At 69.3% G+C, this 14,771-nt stretch carries 16 protein-coding genes; 10 read left to right on the top strand and 6 right to left on the bottom strand.

Annotated features, from left to right (window positions below; all coding sequences use genetic code 11):
• Positions 1-801, top strand: an 801-nt coding sequence (locus tag VEC04_RS12670) for a zinc-binding dehydrogenase (protein WP_324777350.1), incomplete at its 5' end; no start/stop codon positions are given.
• A 14-nt stretch (positions 802-815) separates the two neighbouring features.
• Positions 816-1,268 (top strand): opioid growth factor receptor-related protein, encoded by a 453-nt coding sequence (locus VEC04_RS12665; RefSeq protein WP_324777349.1) that lies wholly within the window; start codon positions 816-818, stop codon positions 1,266-1,268.
• 2 nt (positions 1,269-1,270) lie between these two features.
• On the opposite strand, the gene VEC04_RS12660 is transcribed toward VEC04_RS12665, so the two are convergent.
• The 3 genes from VEC04_RS12660 to VEC04_RS12650 all read right to left on the bottom strand — a co-directional run bounded on the left by VEC04_RS12660 (position 1,271) and on the right by VEC04_RS12650 (position 3,125).
• Positions 1,271-1,663, bottom strand: coding sequence for a hypothetical protein (locus VEC04_RS12660; RefSeq protein ID WP_324777348.1), 393 nt, complete (start codon positions 1,661-1,663; stop codon positions 1,271-1,273).
• 116 nt (positions 1,664-1,779) lie between these two features.
• The gene (locus VEC04_RS12655; RefSeq protein WP_324777347.1) at positions 1,780-2,784 is read right to left on the bottom strand and encodes a DNA topoisomerase IB; all 1,005 of its coding nucleotides are present in this window, start codon (positions 2,782-2,784) and stop codon (positions 1,780-1,782) included.
• Positions 2,781-3,125, bottom strand: coding sequence for a hypothetical protein (locus tag VEC04_RS12650; protein WP_324777346.1), 345 nt, complete (start codon positions 3,123-3,125; stop codon positions 2,781-2,783). The genes VEC04_RS12655 and VEC04_RS12650 overlap by 4 nt, the downstream gene beginning before the upstream one ends.
• A 94-nt stretch (positions 3,126-3,219) precedes the next feature.
• Between VEC04_RS12650 and rlmJ the strand changes: the two genes are divergently transcribed.
• The 3 genes from rlmJ (at position 3,220) to VEC04_RS12635 (ending at position 7,340) form a co-directional block, all read left to right on the top strand.
• Positions 3,220-4,050, top strand: coding sequence for a 23S rRNA (adenine(2030)-N(6))-methyltransferase RlmJ (gene rlmJ / locus VEC04_RS12645; RefSeq protein ID WP_324777345.1), 831 nt, complete (start codon positions 3,220-3,222; stop codon positions 4,048-4,050).
• Positions 4,047-4,748, top strand: coding sequence for a glutamine amidotransferase-related protein (locus tag VEC04_RS12640; RefSeq protein WP_324777344.1), 702 nt, complete (start codon positions 4,047-4,049; stop codon positions 4,746-4,748). Before rlmJ ends, VEC04_RS12640 begins: the two co-directional genes overlap by 4 nt.
• Before the next feature lie 63 nt (positions 4,749-4,811).
• On the top strand, positions 4,812-7,340 hold the full coding sequence (locus tag VEC04_RS12635) for an ATP-binding protein (protein WP_324777343.1): 2,529 nt from the start codon (positions 4,812-4,814) through the stop codon (positions 7,338-7,340).
• Positions 7,341-7,498: 158 nt separating this feature from the next.
• Here VEC04_RS12635 and hemF read toward each other — a convergent pair whose 3' ends face one another.
• Positions 7,499-8,374 (bottom strand): oxygen-dependent coproporphyrinogen oxidase, encoded by an 876-nt coding sequence (gene hemF, locus VEC04_RS12630; protein ID WP_324777342.1) that lies wholly within the window; start codon positions 8,372-8,374, stop codon positions 7,499-7,501.
• A 572-nt stretch (positions 8,375-8,946) separates the two neighbouring features.
• On the opposite strand from hemF, the gene VEC04_RS12625 reads away from it, so the two are divergent.
• Positions 8,947-10,203 (top strand): dipeptidase, encoded by a 1,257-nt coding sequence (locus VEC04_RS12625; RefSeq protein ID WP_324777341.1) that lies wholly within the window; start codon positions 8,947-8,949, stop codon positions 10,201-10,203.
• 4 nt (positions 10,204-10,207) lie between these two features.
• Here VEC04_RS12625 and VEC04_RS12620 read toward each other — a convergent pair whose 3' ends face one another.
• Both VEC04_RS12620 and VEC04_RS12615 read right to left on the bottom strand, forming a co-directional pair.
• Positions 10,208-10,639 carry a hypothetical protein gene (locus VEC04_RS12620; RefSeq protein ID WP_324777340.1) on the bottom strand — a complete coding sequence of 144 codons (432 nt, stop codon included), beginning with the start codon at positions 10,637-10,639 and terminating at the stop codon, positions 10,208-10,210.
• A complete protein-coding gene (locus VEC04_RS12615; protein WP_324777339.1) occupies positions 10,636-11,106 on the bottom strand; it encodes a tRNA (cytidine(34)-2'-O)-methyltransferase in 471 nt (156 codons plus the stop codon). The genes VEC04_RS12620 and VEC04_RS12615 overlap by 4 nt, the downstream gene beginning before the upstream one ends.
• A 195-nt stretch (positions 11,107-11,301) precedes the next feature.
• Between VEC04_RS12615 and petA the strand changes: the two genes are divergently transcribed.
• From petA to VEC04_RS12595, 4 genes are all read left to right on the top strand, one after another.
• Positions 11,302-11,838 (top strand): ubiquinol-cytochrome c reductase iron-sulfur subunit, encoded by a 537-nt coding sequence (petA, locus tag VEC04_RS12610; protein ID WP_324777338.1) that lies wholly within the window; start codon positions 11,302-11,304, stop codon positions 11,836-11,838.
• A gap of 17 nt (positions 11,839-11,855) precedes the next feature.
• The gene (locus tag VEC04_RS12605) at positions 11,856-13,184 is read left to right on the top strand and encodes a cytochrome b (RefSeq protein WP_324777337.1); all 1,329 of its coding nucleotides are present in this window, start codon (positions 11,856-11,858) and stop codon (positions 13,182-13,184) included.
• Between the two features lie 8 nt (positions 13,185-13,192).
• Entirely contained in the window at positions 13,193-14,068 is an 876-nt protein-coding gene (locus tag VEC04_RS12600; RefSeq protein WP_414642677.1) for a cytochrome c1, read from the top strand.
• 116 nt (positions 14,069-14,184) lie between these two features.
• Entirely contained in the window at positions 14,185-14,763 is a 579-nt protein-coding gene (locus VEC04_RS12595) for a DUF1579 domain-containing protein (RefSeq protein ID WP_324777336.1), read from the top strand.
• Positions 14,764-14,771: the final 8 nt, after the last annotated feature.

Raw genomic sequence — 14,771 nt, 5'->3', positions numbered from 1 at the left:
AGGGTCGGCCAGCGCGTCTCGGGCGAAGGCCATATCATCGACATGGAAAGCGCGGCGGCGCGGGCGGGCGATTTCCATCTCGATCCCAACACGGTCGGGATCGGCGTTAACCGCCAGGGCTGCTTCGCCGAGTACCTGTCGATCCCGGCCTTCAACGTGGTGCCGCTGCCCGATTACGTGCCCGACGACGTCGCCTCCATGCTCGACCCCTTCGGCAACGCCGTGCACACCGCCCAGCAGTTCGACCTTCTCGGCGAGGACGTGCTGGTCACCGGCGCCGGCCCGATCGGCATGATGGCCGCCGCCGTCGCCCGCCACGCCGGCGCGCGCACCGTCGTGCTCACCGACATCAACGACTTCCGTCTCGAGCTGGCGCAGAAGGTCGCGCCGGGCGTGCGCACGGTGAACACCACCCGCGAGGACCTGAAGGACGTCATGCACGAGCTCGGCCTCAAGGTCGGCTTCGACGTGGCGCTGGAGATGTCGGGCTCGCCGATCGCCTTCAAACAGTGCGTCGACACCCTGATCATGGGCGGCGGCATGGCCCTGCTCGGCATTCCGTCGAAGCCGATGGAGACCGACTGGGGCCAGATCATCCTCAAGGCCCTGACCATCAAGGGCGTCTACGGCCGCGAGATGTTCACCACCTGGCGCAAGATGCTGGGCCTGCTCAAGGCTGGTCTCGACCTGACCCCGCTGATCACCCACCAGATGAGCTACGAGAACTACCGCGAAGGCTTTGAGGCCATGCGCTCCGGCCAGTCGGGCAAGGTCGTGCTGGACTGGGACAAGGCGGCCTAGGACCGCATCGGCCCATGACCAAGCGGCCTGTCGTGGCCTTTCTGGAAGGGGAGGGGACGGACGCGCGCGGACGGACCCTGTTCGACGTGCTCGGTTTCGACGACGCGGCGCTGGAGCGGAACCACGATTTCATCCAGTGGCTGTTCCCGCTGCCGGAGCCGTCGGGCGCCGTGCCGGACGCGCCCGTCCTGACCACCGACGACATGCAGGCGATCCACGACTCGATCCCGGCCCAGTGCGCTCTTGCGGCGGCGACGGACCGGATGGAGGCCTTCTACCGCGGCACCCACGCCTGGCTGCGGCCGCACGACCACAACCACCTGCGCATCACCCGCATCATCCGCTCGCTGCGGCTGTTGCGCGGCGACGAGGAGGCGGACGCCTTCCGCGCCGCCATCCTGTCCATGGTCGAGGCGGCGCGGGCGCCGGTCAGCGCCCGCAGCCGCGGCTACTGGTCGACCGCCTGAGCTCAGGCGGCGGCCGCCTCGTCCTTCTTCATCGTCGCCATGAAGACGATGATGACGAACAGCAGCATCGATCCGACCAGCATGAACTCGGAGGCGATCATGATCGGCATGAAGACCGGCCTGCCCAGGATCATCAGGGCCAGCGACGGCATCAGGATCAGGAACCCGATCACCGACAGGGCGAAATGCGCCATGGGCAGCCAGCCGCGTGCGGCCGCCGGGAACACCCGGTAGAAGAGCCCGAACAGCATCATCGAGGCGAAGCCGAGCAGGTTGATATGGGCGTGCACGGGCCGCAGCACGAAGTCCTGGTTCGCGCCCATCCACACGCCCAGCGACATTCCGACCAGCGCCGACAGTACGCCGAGGCGCAGGAAATTGTTCGATACCGACATCATCTTCGGGTCCCTCCGACAAACAGCGCCCGTTGAGCGCCGTTCTCCCAGGGGATCAAGTTACATCCGATTCAGCCTGTGGGCGCAATCGCGGCGCTCAGCCAGCCCGCGCCGCATCAGTCCCTCAGCACCTTGGCCAGGGCGCGTTCGAAGCTCGCCGCCTCCGCCCCCGGCAGCGCCCCGCAAAGCCGGCCCTGTTCGAACAATTCGAACACCCGCGGATGGACATAGGAGCTCCGGCACACCGTCGGGGTGTTGCCCAGCAGCCCCGCCACCGCCTTGACGCAGACGGTGATCTTCCGCTTCGCATCGGTCGCCGTGGCCGGCGGCTCCATGTCGCGCAGCGCCCGGGCCGCCGAAACCGTCGCCGCCCAGGTGCGGAAGTCCTTGGCCGAGAACTGCTCGCCCATCGCCTCGCGGATATAGGCGTTCACGTCGTCCGAGGTGACGGCGCACAGATCGCCGTTGGCGTCCCGGTATTTGAACAGCTGCTGCCCCGGCAGTTCGCGCAGGCTGCGCACCACAGTCGCCAGCCGCCGGTCCCTGACCTTCACCTCGTGTTCCACCCCGCTCTTGCCCTTGAAGGCGAAGGTCAGCGCGGTCCCCTCGAGCTCCAGATGCCGCTTGTGCAGCGTGGTCAGCCCATACGACCGGTTCTGCTTCGCATACTGGGCGTTGCCGACCCGGATCAGGGTCAGCTCCAGCAGCCGCACCGCCGTGGCCAGCACCTTCTCGCGCGAAATTCCCCGCCGGTTCAGGTCCGCCTCGACCCGCTTGCGCAGCTTCGGCAGCGCTCGCGCGAAATCCGGCAGGCGCTCGAACTTGGTCTCGGCCGCGTGGCTGCTCCAGTCGGGATGGTAGCGGTACTGTTTCCGCCCCTTCACATCCCGCCCGATGGCCTGGATGTGCCCCGAGGCGCGCGGGCAGATCCACACATCGGTCCACGCCGGCGGGATGGCCAGGGCCCGGATGCGCTCCAGCACCTTCGCGTCGGTGATCTCCCGCCCCTTGGGGTCATGATAGTGGAAGCCGTCGCCGGCCGCCGTCCGCCGGATGCCCGGCAGTTCGTCGCTGCACCAGGTCAGGCCTTCGGGGATGGTGGCGGGATCGGTGAGCGTCACCCCTGAACCTCGCGCAGCCGGGCGCGCAGGCCGTCGATCCAGTCCCGCCCCGCGTCGCCGCCCCACAGCTGCCAGGCGATGTAGCCCGCCGACGGCTTCGCCTCGTCGGCCCAGCGACGCCCCCGCCTGTCGACCGCGTGGCGGGCGAAATAGCTGTAGATCGACTTTATGTCCCGATCGCTGAGGGTCTCCTGGCCGCTCAGCTGTTCGGCGCGCCGCACCCCCACCTCCGTTCCGCCGCGCCCATGGTCCCCGCGCAGATCGAGACCCCGACGGGCGGTCTCCGCCACGGCCTTCGGCGGCGTACGGTCCTCGTCGGACAGGGCAGGGTGGTCGATCATCGGCGGCGCTCACGGTCGGCCTGCGCAAACGACAGGCGAAGCCGGCGGTTCCTGAGGCCCTTGACCCCGCGCCCCCGGCGAGGGAACAGCGGCCATGAATTATCGCCACAGCTTCCACGCCGGAAACTTCGCGGACCTGGTCAAGCACGCCCTCGTGCTGTGGCTGCTGGAGCGGCGGCAGGCGGACGGCCCCGTCACGGTGATCGACACCCACGCCGGGGCCGGCGTCTACGACCTGACCGGCGACGCCTCCCGCTCGAGGGAGGCCGAGGCCGGCATCGCCCGCCTGATGGCCGCCGCCGACCGCCCGCCGCTGATCGAGGCCCTGGCGGCGCAGGTGGCCAGGCTCAATCCGCACGGCGGCGCCAATCTCTACCCCGGCTCGCCCCTGCTGGTCGCCGGCCGACTGCGGCCCTCCGACCACTACCTCGGCTTCGAACTGAACCCGCCGGTGCTCGATCTGCTGCGCCAGGCGCTGGAGCCCTTCCCCCAGGCTTCCGCCCGCGGCGGCGACGGCTACGACCAGGCCCGCGCCGAGGCCGCCCGCGCGCCCGGCGCCTTCGTCCTCATCGACCCGCCGTTCGAGCGCCCGGACGACTATCTGCGCGCCGCCGACACGGGCGCCGCCATCGTCCGCGCCGACCCCCGCGCTACGGTCGCCATCTGGACTCCGCTCAAGGACATGGAAACCTTCGACGGCTTCCTGCGCCGGCTCGACCAGTCGCGCGTCAAGCGCGCCCTGGTCGCCGAGGCCCGGCTGCGCCCGATGACCAACCCGATGAAGATGAACGGCTGCGCGGTGGTGGTGCTCAATCCTCCCGCCGGCGCCGAGGCCGCCGCCTCCGAAATCTGCGATTGGGTCGCCGACCGGCTCGGCGGGACGGGCGCGAGGTCCGAGGTCTGGATGACCGGAGATCCGGCATGACGCGCATCGCCATTCTGGAGACCGGCGCCCCGCCTCCAGCCCTGGCGGCCCGCCACGGCGACTACCCCGCCATGTTCCGCGCCCTGCTCGGCGACGGCTACGCCTTCGAGGTGTTCGACGCGCAGGCCGGCGAATGGCCGGACCCGGCCGCCTTCGGCGCCGCCATCATCACCGGCTCCTCGACCGGGGTCTACGAAGACCACCCGTGGATCGCCGGCCTGCTCGACTGGATCCGCGCCGCGAAAGGTCGCACCGGCCTGATCGGCGTCTGCTTCGGTCATCAGGCCATGGCCCAGGCGCTCGGCGGGCGGGTCGAGAAGTCCGACCGCGGCTGGGGCGTCGGCCTTCATCGCTACGATGTCGTCTCCGCCGAGCCATGGATGACGCCGCCGGCCGCGGCCGTGGCCATCCCGGCCTCGCATCAGGATCAGGTCGTCGACAGGCCGGCTGACGCCCGGGTCATCCTGACCAGCGACTTCACGCCCTTCGCCGGCCTCGCCTGGGGCGACGACGCCATCACCCTGCAGGGTCACCCGGAGTTCACTCGGGCCTATGCGGCGGACCTGACCGGCGGCCGGCGCGAGCGTATCGGCGCGGCCATCACGGACCGGGCGCTGGACAGCCTGACCCGGCCCGACGACCGGCAACTGGTGGGCGACTGGCTGCGCGCCTTCATCGCCTCTCGCGCCTCGGGCTGACGGGCCGCCACACTTCGGTTCGCTAAACCTTGCGCAACACATTGTGTGCGACGACGGGGCCTCATGTCGCTCTTTCGTATCCTTGCGGCGAGCCTTGTTGTGCTCGTTGTGCTGGCCGGCGCGCCCCGTGGAGCCGCCCAGCCGGCCCCCGCCGCTGGCCCCGTCGCCGGCCCTGCCGCCGGCCCCGCCGCCGAGGGCGCTGCGGATGCGCTGGCCCTCGCCCGCTTCGTCGAGCGGCGCGCGGCGTCCACCGATTTCGCGGCCCTCGAGCGGTTCGGCATGGATGCCCTCCGGCGCACCGACCGGGAAGGCCTGAACCGGCTCTATCACGTCACCTGGACCATCCTGAACCAGGGCGAGTTCGAGCGCGCCGCCGTGTGGAACCGCCGCCTGCGTGACGCCGCCCGGCGCCAGAACGACGCCCGCTACATCGACATCGCCCATCTGAACGATCTCACCGCCCGCTACGACCAGGGCGACGTCGAGGTGGCCGCCGGGATGCACCGCCTCGCCCGCGAGGGCCGCGACTGGTTCGTCCGCGCCCACGCCTCCCGCCTCGCCGCCCTGGCTTTGATGGACGAAGGCCGCGTCGGCCGCGGCCTCGAGATGCTGACCCGGGCCCAGGCCGATATTCCCGACGGCGAGCCCTTCGCCGCGACCGCCCAGGCGGGCATCTGGGAGGTCGTCGGCATGGGGCTGAAGGACCTCAATGACGTCGAGGGCGCGGCCAGCGCCTTCCGCAAATTCGAGATCGACTATTCCAACCCGGCCTATCCCCGGCCTGATTTCGACAGCCTCTACAACCTGACCATGATGGCGGTGAGGGTCGGCGACGAGGCGCGCGCCGCGGACTACTACGCCGCCCACCACCGGCTCGCCCGGCGTTCGGACCTCCCGACGCTGGCCATCTACGACGCCAGTCTGTGCGCCACGGTCGCCGGCGCGCGGCATGCGCCCCGAGAGGTGCTGGCCTGCCTCGAACCCTATGGCGAAAATCTCGGAGCCGCCGCCTTCCTGTCCCGCGACGTCCTGCCCCTGCGGGCCATCGCGCGCGCCCAGACCGGCCAGACCGCGGCCGCGCGCCGCGATCTGGAGGCCCTCCGGCGTCTGGAGGCCGACGGCGTCAACACCGAGGTCCATCACGTCGAGGCTGAGGTGCTGTTCGCCGAGGGCCGCACGGCCGAGGCGTTCCGGATGCTGCGGGCGCACATGCTGCAGAGCGAGATCGCCTCCGCCCGCAGTTTCAGCGCCGGCATCCACCAGGTCACCGGCGACATGCAGCAGCAGCTGACCGAGCGCCGCGGCCAGCTGGAGACGGCCCGCGCCAACACCAACCTGCAGCGCGCCGTGATCGGCATCGGCGTGGTCTTCCTGCTCTTCGCCATCGGCGCCGTCCTCTGGCAGTCGCGCCAGGCGGATCAGCTGCGGACCGCGCGGCGCAAGGCGGAGGACGCCAACCGGGCCAAGAGCGAGTTCCTCGCCAATATGAGCCACGAGATCCGCACCCCGCTGAACGGCGTGGTCTCGATGGCCGACTCCCTCATCCGCCGCTCCCTGGGCGTGCAGGAGCGGGAGATGGTTGAGCTGATCCGCTCGTCCGGGGTGACGCTCGAACGGCTGCTCTCCGACATTCTCGACAGCGCCAAGATCGAGTCCGGCCAGGTCACCCTCGAGCCCGCGCCCTTCGATCTGGAGCAGGCGGTCAGCGACATCGGCGCCCTGTGGCGAGTCAAGGCCGAGGATAAGGGCGTGGCCCTCGAGGTCGACTTCGATGCCGCCCTTTCGGGACTCGTCGATGGCGACGCCGTCCGCCTGCGCCAGGTGCTCAACAACCTCGTCAGCAATGCGCTGAAATTCACCAGCAAGGGCCATGTCCGCCTGACGGTCACGGCGGCGGGCGACCGCATCGCTTTCCGGGTCAGCGACACCGGCGTGGGTTTCGACAGGGAGCAGCGCAGCCGCATCTTCCGCCGCTTCCAGCAGGCGGACGGCTCGATCACCCGCCGCTACGGCGGCACCGGCCTCGGCCTCGCCATCTCCACCGCCCTCGTCGATCTGATGGGCGGCGCGCTGGACTGCGAGAGCACGCCGGGCGTGGGCTCCAGCTTCTGGTTCGAGATCCCGCTGCCGCGCCTCGGGCAGGCGGCAGCGCCCGCCGCCGCCCCGGAACCGGTCGCGCGCGACGTTGAGAAGGTCTCGCTGCGCATCCTTCTGGCCGACGACCATCCCGCCAACCGCAAGGTCGTCGAGATCATGCTCGGCGCGACGGAGATGGAGCTGGTCGCCGTCGAGAACGGGCGTCAGGCCGTCGACGCCTTCATCGGCGGCGGCTTCGACCTGGTGCTGATGGACATGCAGATGCCGGTCATGGACGGGCTGACGGCGACACGCGAGATCCGCCGCCACGAGGCCGCCCAGGGCCTGAAGCGGACCCCGCTGCTGATGCTGACCGCCAACGCCATGTCCGAACACGTCGAGGCCGGTCGCGCCGCCGGCGCCGACGGTCACCTGACCAAGCCGGTCACCATGGCCGGCCTGTTCGACGCCATCGGCACGGCGCTCGAGCCGGTCCGCGAGCTGGAGCCGGCGTAACCTCCCCCGTCACCCTCGGGCTTGACCCGAGGGCCAGACCATTCGGTGCTCCGTCGACCATTGTTCGGGCGCGATCGACAGGCCACCCCGAACGCACAGCCCGGCCCGACCATCCTTGGGTCAAGCCCGGGGATGACGGCGAAAGGGAGGGAGGGGCCTCAAGGCCACTTCACCACCGGCGGCATCGAACTGAGGATCGACTCCACATTGCCCCCGGTCTTCAGCCCGAACATCGTCCCGCGGTCATAGAGCAGGTTGAACTCCACATACCGCCCGCGCCGCACCAGCTGCTCCTCGCGCTCGTCCGCTGTCCACGGCTCCGCCATCCGGCGCGCGACAATCTCCGGATAGACCTTCAGGAAGGCCTCGCCGACATCGCGGGTGAAGGCGAAGTCGCGGTCCCGGTCGCCGCTGTCCAGATGGTCGTAGAAGATGCCGCCCGTGCCGCGCGGCTCGTTGCGGTGGGGTAGCCAGAAATAGTCGTCGCACCACGCCTTGAACCTCGCATGCCAGGCCGGGTCATGCGCGTCGCAGGCCGCCTTCAGCGCCGCGTGAAAGGCGAGGGTGTCGGGATGGTCGTCGCGCCGGTCGGCGTCCAGCACCGGCGTCAGGTCCGCCCCGCCGCCGAACCAGCCCCTGGTCGTGGCGATGAAGCGGGTGTTCATGTGGACCGCCGGCACGCGTGGGCTGACCGGATGGGCGATCAGGCTGATCCCGGTGGCGAAGAAGCGCGGATCCTCGGCGGCCCCCGGAACCGACTTCGCATAGTCGGCCGGGAAGGTCCCGTGCACGGTCGAGACATGCACCCCGACCTTCTCGAACAGCCGGCCGTGCATCATCCCCATGACCCCGCCGCCGCCCTGGGCCCGCTCCCACGGGGTGCGCACGAAACGGCCCGGCTCGCCCGGGAACAGACCGGCCGGCGCCTTGTCCTCCAGCGCCTCGAAGGCCGCGTGGATGCGATCGCGCAAGGCCTCGAACCAGGCGCGGGCCTCGGTCTTCTGCAGCGCGAGCGGGTCGGCGATATCGGTCATGGCGAGGCTTGTAGGAGGTCCGGCCGGGAGGGTGAAGTGCGGTGTTCACCTCCCCATTTGCGAAGGCGAATGGGGAGGGCGCACCGGCGCGCTAGCGACAATCAGAACGGGGCGGCGCGAAAGGCGGAGGGTTGGCGGATCACTGGCAGGCGCCTGCGCCGCCCCCTCCCGGTCGCTGCTCCGCATCGACCGTCCTCCCCATCGGCCTTCGCCGACGGGCAGGTGAACCGTGACGCTGTGCCGGCAATCCGCGGAATTATAGTCCGATTGCGCGGAAACTCTCCGGCGAATTCAGCCACATCGCTTTTCTCGAAGCGACTTTCCAGCCTGAGAAACCAGCAGGCGCATACTGCACCCGTTCGTCCGCCGGTCTTTGACAACTGAATCCCCAACCGCGCCGCCGGGGCGCACCGACGCCGCACGCCATCGGGCGCGATGTAGACTCTGCCGACTCTGCCATAGCGTTTTTCGCAGATGCCGACTCTGCCGACTCTGCCACAGCGTTTTTCGAGTCGGTTGACGCTCCGCCGTCCTCTGCCACTGTCCCGCTTCGCTTTTCGAGGAGCCCCGTCATGATCCGCGCCGTCCTGCTTGCCACCACCGCCGCCCTGCTGACCGCCGCCGCTCCGGCCATGGCCCAGGACGAGGCTGCGGCCCGGCGCATTCTCGAGCGCACGCCGCTCATCGACGGGCACAACGACCTGCCGTGGGCCCTGCGTTCGCAGCACGGCAATGACCCGCACGCCGTCGATCTGACCACCAACCTCGACGCCTCGACGGCCCTCCACACCGACATTCCGCGCCTGCGCGCCGGCGGCGTCGGCGGCCAGTTCTGGTCGGTCTACGTCCCCGCCAGCCTCACTCCGGTCGAGGCGGCGAAGGCCACCTTCGAGCAGATCGACACGGTCAAGCGCATCGTCGCCGCCCACCCCGACGTGTTCGAGCTGGCCACCACGGCGGCGGACATCGAACGCATCCACCGCCGCGGCAGGATCGCCTCACTGATCGGCATGGAGGGCGGCTATTCGATCGACGATTCCCTCGGCCTGCTGCGCGAGTTCCACGACGCCGGCGCGCGCTACATGACCCTGACCCACTCGACCACCACGACCTGGGCCGACAGCGCCACCGACGCGCCGAAATGGGGCGGGCTCAACCCATTCGGCGAGGAAGTCGTCCGCGAGATGAACCGGCTCGGCATGATGGTTGACATCAGCCACGTCTCCGAGGAGACCATGATGGACGCCATGCGGGTGTCCGAGGCGCCGGTGATCTTCTCCCATTCGTCGGCCCGGGCCGTCACCGCCCATCCGCGCAACGTGCCCGACAGCGTGCTGCGCCTGCTGCCCGAGGACGGCGGCGTGGTCATGGTCACCTTCGTTCCCGGCTTCATCAATGAGGATGTCCGGGCGTGGAGCGCCGCCCGCTCGGCCGAGGACGCCCGGCTGAAATCCCTGAACCCCGGCGACCCCGCCGCCGTCGCCGCCGGCCTGCAGACCTGGATCGCCGCCAACCCGGTTCCCCGCGCCGGGATCGCCGACGTCGTGGCCCACATCCAGCATGTCCGCGACGTCGCCGGCATCGACCACGTCGGCCTCGGCGGCGACTTCGACGGGGTGTCGGCCCTTCCGGACGGCGTGGACGGCGTCGACGCCTATCCCCGCATCCTCGCCGCCCTGATGGCTGAGGGCTGGAGCGAGGCCGACATCCGCAAGCTCGCCGGCGGCAACGTCCTCCGGGTCATGCGCGCCGTCGAGGCCGTCGCCGCCAGCAAGCGCGACGAACGGCCGAACCTCGCCCGGCTGCCGGATGCCGACGCCCCCGAGTAGGGCGCTACCTGAGGTCCTCGAACACGCCCGTGAAAGCCGGAAGCCCGAGGCGACGGCGCTCCGCCTCGAAGGCCGCCTCGTCGAACGGTCCCTTGATGTTCTCGGCCTTCAGCCCGCCCGGGCGGTCGTCGTCAGGGGTGCGGATCACATAGTGAAACTCGGTGACGTGGCGCTCCAGCCCATTCGGAAAGGTCCGGGGATGGCGGGCGTAGACGACGTAGCGTTCGTCGATCCCGGCGGCGAACACCGTCGGTCCATGCAGCATGTCCCCGGCGCAGGCGCTCTGCTCCAGCCGGCGGCACAGCGTCATGTCCTCCCAGGCGTCGACCGCCACCAGTCGCCACGGGCCGTCCAGATGCTGGTCGTGCAGGAAGCCTCCTCCGAAGCAGCCGGCCAGCAGCAGGGCTGCAGATCCGATGACGGGCGCGAGTTTCATGGACGGCTCTCTCCGGAGGACGTGAGGCCGGCAGTCTGCCTCAGCCCCTCCCACAGAGCGATCCCGGCGCTGACCGACAGGTTCAGCGACCGCGCCTCGCGACGGATCGGGATCACCACCCGCGCATCCGCCGCCGCATGGACGAAATCCGGCGCGCCGGTTGTCTCGCTGCCGAACAGCAAGGTGTCGCCCCCCTCGAATCGGAAATCGCCCAGCGGCGTCGCCCCCTTCGTCGTGAACAGCACCAGCCGCCCCGGGCCCCGGTCGCGCTGGAAATCGTCCCAACCGGCGTGCCGCGTCATGTGCCCCAGAGGCCCGTAGTCCAGCGCCGCGCGCTTCATCGCCCGGTCGTCGAAACGGAAGCCGGTCGGCTCGATGACGTGAAGTTCGACCCCGAAACAGGCGCCCAGCCGGATGCAGGCGCCCACGTTCTGCGGAATGGCCGGTTGAAAAAGGGCGAGACGCATTCTAGAGCCCTCATACGCGCGGCCCGGGGGCTTGTCGCGGCTCGAATTGCGAGCGTTTCTCACGAGGCGTCAGCAAGTTGCGGCGATGCGCCGCAAAGCCGGGCCGGGCCAGCCATCCGGGATTTCGCTAAGGAACGACAGCGTTGAAACGGCGCGCCGCTCGGCGTCGCCGCCAACGGCTCAGGAGACGAATCGGTGGCTGCAGACCAGGGCGATCCGAACCATCAGGATCCCAATCGTAGAGACTTCATCCACATCGCAGCCGGCGCGGCGGCGGTGGGAGCCGGGGCCATGGCCGCCTGGCCGCTGATCAACTCGATGAATCCGGCCGCCGACACCCTGGCGCTGTCGACGATCGAGTTCGACCTGACCAAGGTCCAGGAGGGCCAGCAGGTCGTCATCAAATGGCAGGGCAAGCCGGTGTTCGTGCGCTACCGCACCCCGGCCGAGATCCAGCAGGCCCGCGCCGACGACCGCGCCGGCCTCAAGGACCCCCAGATCGACGCCGACCGGGTCAAGCCGGGCCACCAGCAGTATCTCGTGGTGATCGGCTCCTGCACCCACCTCGGCTGCGTGCCCACCTTCGGCGCCGGCGACTACGGCGGCTGGTTCTGCCCCTGCCACGGCTCGCACTATGACACCTCCGGCCGCATCCGTAAGGGGCCCGCGCCGAAGAACCTGGCCGTGCCGACCTACGAATATGTGTCCGACACCCGCGTGAAAATCGGCTGAGGACGGGCGAGAGAACGATGAGCGATCACGAATCCACCTACGTCCCGAAGACCGGCATCGAGAAGTGGTTTGACAGCCGCCTGCCGATCATCCGTTTCGGCGCCGATTACATGTCCCTGCCGACCCCGAAGAACCTCAACTACTGGTGGACCTTCGGCGGCATCCTGGCCCTCTGCCTGGTCATCCAGATCGCCACCGGCGTGATCCTGGCCATGCACTATGTGCCGAACACCGAACTGGCCTTCGCCTCGGTCGAGCGCATCATGCGCGACGTCAACGGCGGTGACATCATCCGCTACACCCACGCCAACGGGGCCTCGATGTTCTTCGTCGCGGTCTACCTGCACATGCTGCGCGGGCTGTACTACGGCTCCTACAAGGCGCCGCGCGAGATGATCTGGATCGTCGGCTGCGTGATCTTCTTCCTCATGATCGCCACCGCCTTCCTCGGCTACGTCCTGCCGTGGGGCCAGATGTCCTTCTGGGGCGCGGAGGTGATCACCAACCTGATCGGGGCCATTCCGCTCGTTGGCGAGCCGATCCTGATCTGGCTGCGCGGCGGCCCGGCCATCGACAACGCCACGCTGAACCGCTTCTTCTCGCTGCACTACCTGCTGCCGTTCGTCATCGCCGGCTGCGTCGTGCTGCACCTCTGGGCCCTGCACCACGCCGGCCAGGGCAACCCGGTCGGCATCCTGATCCCGAAGGAGCGGCTGAAGAAGGACACGGTGCCGTTCCATCCGTATTTCACGGTCAAGGACGGCTTCGCAATCGTGCTGTTCCTGATCCTGTTCGCGATCTTCGTCTTCTTCATGCCGAACGCCCTGGGCCACGCCGACAACTATATCCCGGCCAACCCGCTGCAGACGCCGTCGCACATCGTGCCCGAGTGGTACATGCTGCCGTTCTACGCCATCCTGCGGGCCATCCCGGACAAGTTCGGCGGCGTGCTGGCGATGTTCGGCGCCATCGGCGTGCTGTTCATCCTGCCCTGGCTGGATACGTCCAAGGTGCGCTCGATGCGCTATCGCCCGGCGATGCGAACCTTCTTCGTCATCTTCGTGCTGGTCGGAATGGGCCTCGGCTGGTGCGGGGCCCAGCTGCCGGACGCGCCGGTCATCCCCAACATGCCCAGCTTCACCCTCTTCGACGGCGCGCTGAACAGCTACCTGTGGCTGACCCGCCTGCTGACGGCCTACTACTTCCTGTTCTTCCTCGTGCTTATGCCGCTCGTCGGCCTGCGCGAGACCCCGAGGCCGATCCCGGCGACCATCTCCGAGCCGGTGCTGCCGGGCGGGGACGCCATGACCGCCGCCGCGCCGGCCTCGCCCGAGAAGAAGGGCTGAGATCGACCATGACCCTCGAGACTTCGATGCGTTCGATGAAAAAGACCCTGGTCCTGATCGCCGTCGCGGCCGGCCTGTCGCTGGCAGCCCAGCCTGCCCTGGCCGAGGGCGGCGCCAAGCATCCGCGTAGCGGCGGCTTCAGCTTCGAGGGGCCCTTCGGGACCTTCGACCAAGCCCAGCTGCAGCGTGGCTACAAGGTCTACCGCGAGGTCTGCGCGTCCTGCCACAGCATGGACCTGATGCATTTCCGCACCCTGGCCGAGCCGGGCGGTCCGTTCTACGACGAGCATCAGGTCAACGCGGCCGAGAACCGCTTCGTCAAGGTGCTGGCCGCTGAGGTGCAGGTCCCGGACATCGACACCGAGACCGGCGAGCCGATCATGCGCGACGCCGTCCCGGCCGACCGCTTCCCCAATCCCTATCCGAACGCCACGGCCGCGGCCGCGGGCAACGGCGGGGCCGCGCCGCCCGATCTCTCGGTCATGGCCAAGGCCCGCCACGACGGGGCCAACTACATCTACTCGCTGCTGTCGGGGTACCGCGCGGCGCCGGCCGGCCTGAAGGTCGGTCCGGGCCAGTACTACAACCCGTACATGGCCGGCGATCTCAGCTCCTACTGGAGCGGCGACGCCCATCACGTGCCGGAGGGCGGCTTCATCGCCATGCCGCCGCCGCTGCAGAACGGCCAGGTGACCTACGACGACGACGCGCCGGAGACGGTCGACCAGTACTCGAAGGACGTCGCCGCCTTCATCGCCTGGGCCTCGGACCCCAAGCAGGTGCAGCGCAAGCAGTCGGGCGTCGGGGTGCTGATCTTCCTCTTCCTGTTCGCCGGCGTGACCTACATGAGCTACCGCCGCATCTGGAAAGGCGTCGCCCACTAGGAGCCGCTTCCGCCGAATGAAAAACCCGCCGGGGCTGACGCGCCGGCGGGTTTTTTTGGGCTCTTGCCAAGAAGAGAAAAGGACTTTATATCGCAAAGTATATAGGGAGGATGGTCATGTCCAAAGGCTCGGTGATTTCGATCGCGGCGGTGGCCGCGTGCTTGATGCTCGCAACACCGGCGGCGGCGCAGGAGATGCTGCCGGCGGGCACAGCCGAACAACGGCAGGCGATGCAGACGCTGTCGTGGATGGATGGCGAATGGGTCGGCGAGGCGACCATCTTCATGGGTCCGGGCGCCGGTGCGGGCCATCCGCACACCGAGCGTATCGGCCCGATGCTCGGCGGCTCCATCAAGGTCATCGAGGGGCGCAGCGCCGGCGGCCCCGATGGCGCCCCGGCCTTCAACGCCTTCGCTGTCGTGTCCTGGGACGATGCCAACGACCGCTATGTGATGCGCTCCTACGCCAACGGCCACGCCGGCGATTTTCCGCTGGAAGCCACGCCCGACGGCTTCAGCTGGACCGCGCCCGCCCGGGGCGGGGAGGTGCGCTACGTCACGACCTTCAGGGATGGCGAGTGGGTCGAGACCGGACATTTCGTCATGCCGGGACGCGAGCCGATGAAGGTGATCGAGCTGCGCCTGCGCCGCCGCGGGGACACCGACTGGCCCGCGGGTGATCCGGTCGTCCCCTGATCCTCAGC

Source organism: Brevundimonas sp. (genome assembly GCF_035626535.1).
Classification (GTDB): domain Bacteria; phylum Pseudomonadota; class Alphaproteobacteria; order Caulobacterales; family Caulobacteraceae; genus Brevundimonas.
This window is presented reverse-complemented; position numbering and strand designations above follow the sequence as displayed.

What these genes read in the sequence shown, in the direction of transcription:
- hemF (WP_324777342.1), bottom strand. Translation starts at nt 8,374, where the DNA reads ATGACCGATATCGCCGACCCGCTCGCGCTGCAGAAGACCGAGGCCCGC.
- VEC04_RS12605 (WP_324777337.1), top strand. Translation starts at nt 11,856, where the DNA reads ATGAGCGATCACGAATCCACCTACGTCCCGAAGACCGGCATCGAGAAG.
- VEC04_RS12600 (WP_414642677.1), top strand. Translation starts at nt 13,193, where the DNA reads ATGACCCTCGAGACTTCGATGCGTTCGATGAAAAAGACCCTGGTCCTG.
- VEC04_RS12650 (WP_324777346.1), bottom strand. Translation starts at nt 3,125, where the DNA reads ATGATCGACCACCCTGCCCTGTCCGACGAGGACCGTACGCCGCCGAAG.
- VEC04_RS12615 (WP_324777339.1), bottom strand. Translation starts at nt 11,106, where the DNA reads ATGCGTCTCGCCCTTTTTCAACCGGCCATTCCGCAGAACGTGGGCGCC.
- VEC04_RS12665 (WP_324777349.1), top strand. Translation starts at nt 816, where the DNA reads ATGACCAAGCGGCCTGTCGTGGCCTTTCTGGAAGGGGAGGGGACGGAC.
- VEC04_RS12635 (WP_324777343.1), top strand. Translation starts at nt 4,812, where the DNA reads ATGTCGCTCTTTCGTATCCTTGCGGCGAGCCTTGTTGTGCTCGTTGTG.
- VEC04_RS12595 (WP_324777336.1), top strand. Translation starts at nt 14,185, where the DNA reads ATGTCCAAAGGCTCGGTGATTTCGATCGCGGCGGTGGCCGCGTGCTTG.
- VEC04_RS12660 (WP_324777348.1), bottom strand. Translation starts at nt 1,663, where the DNA reads ATGTCGGTATCGAACAATTTCCTGCGCCTCGGCGTACTGTCGGCGCTG.
- VEC04_RS12625 (WP_324777341.1), top strand. Translation starts at nt 8,947, where the DNA reads ATGATCCGCGCCGTCCTGCTTGCCACCACCGCCGCCCTGCTGACCGCC.
- rlmJ (WP_324777345.1), top strand. Translation starts at nt 3,220, where the DNA reads ATGAATTATCGCCACAGCTTCCACGCCGGAAACTTCGCGGACCTGGTC.
- VEC04_RS12620 (WP_324777340.1), bottom strand. Translation starts at nt 10,639, where the DNA reads ATGAAACTCGCGCCCGTCATCGGATCTGCAGCCCTGCTGCTGGCCGGC.
- VEC04_RS12640 (WP_324777344.1), top strand. Translation starts at nt 4,047, where the DNA reads ATGACGCGCATCGCCATTCTGGAGACCGGCGCCCCGCCTCCAGCCCTG.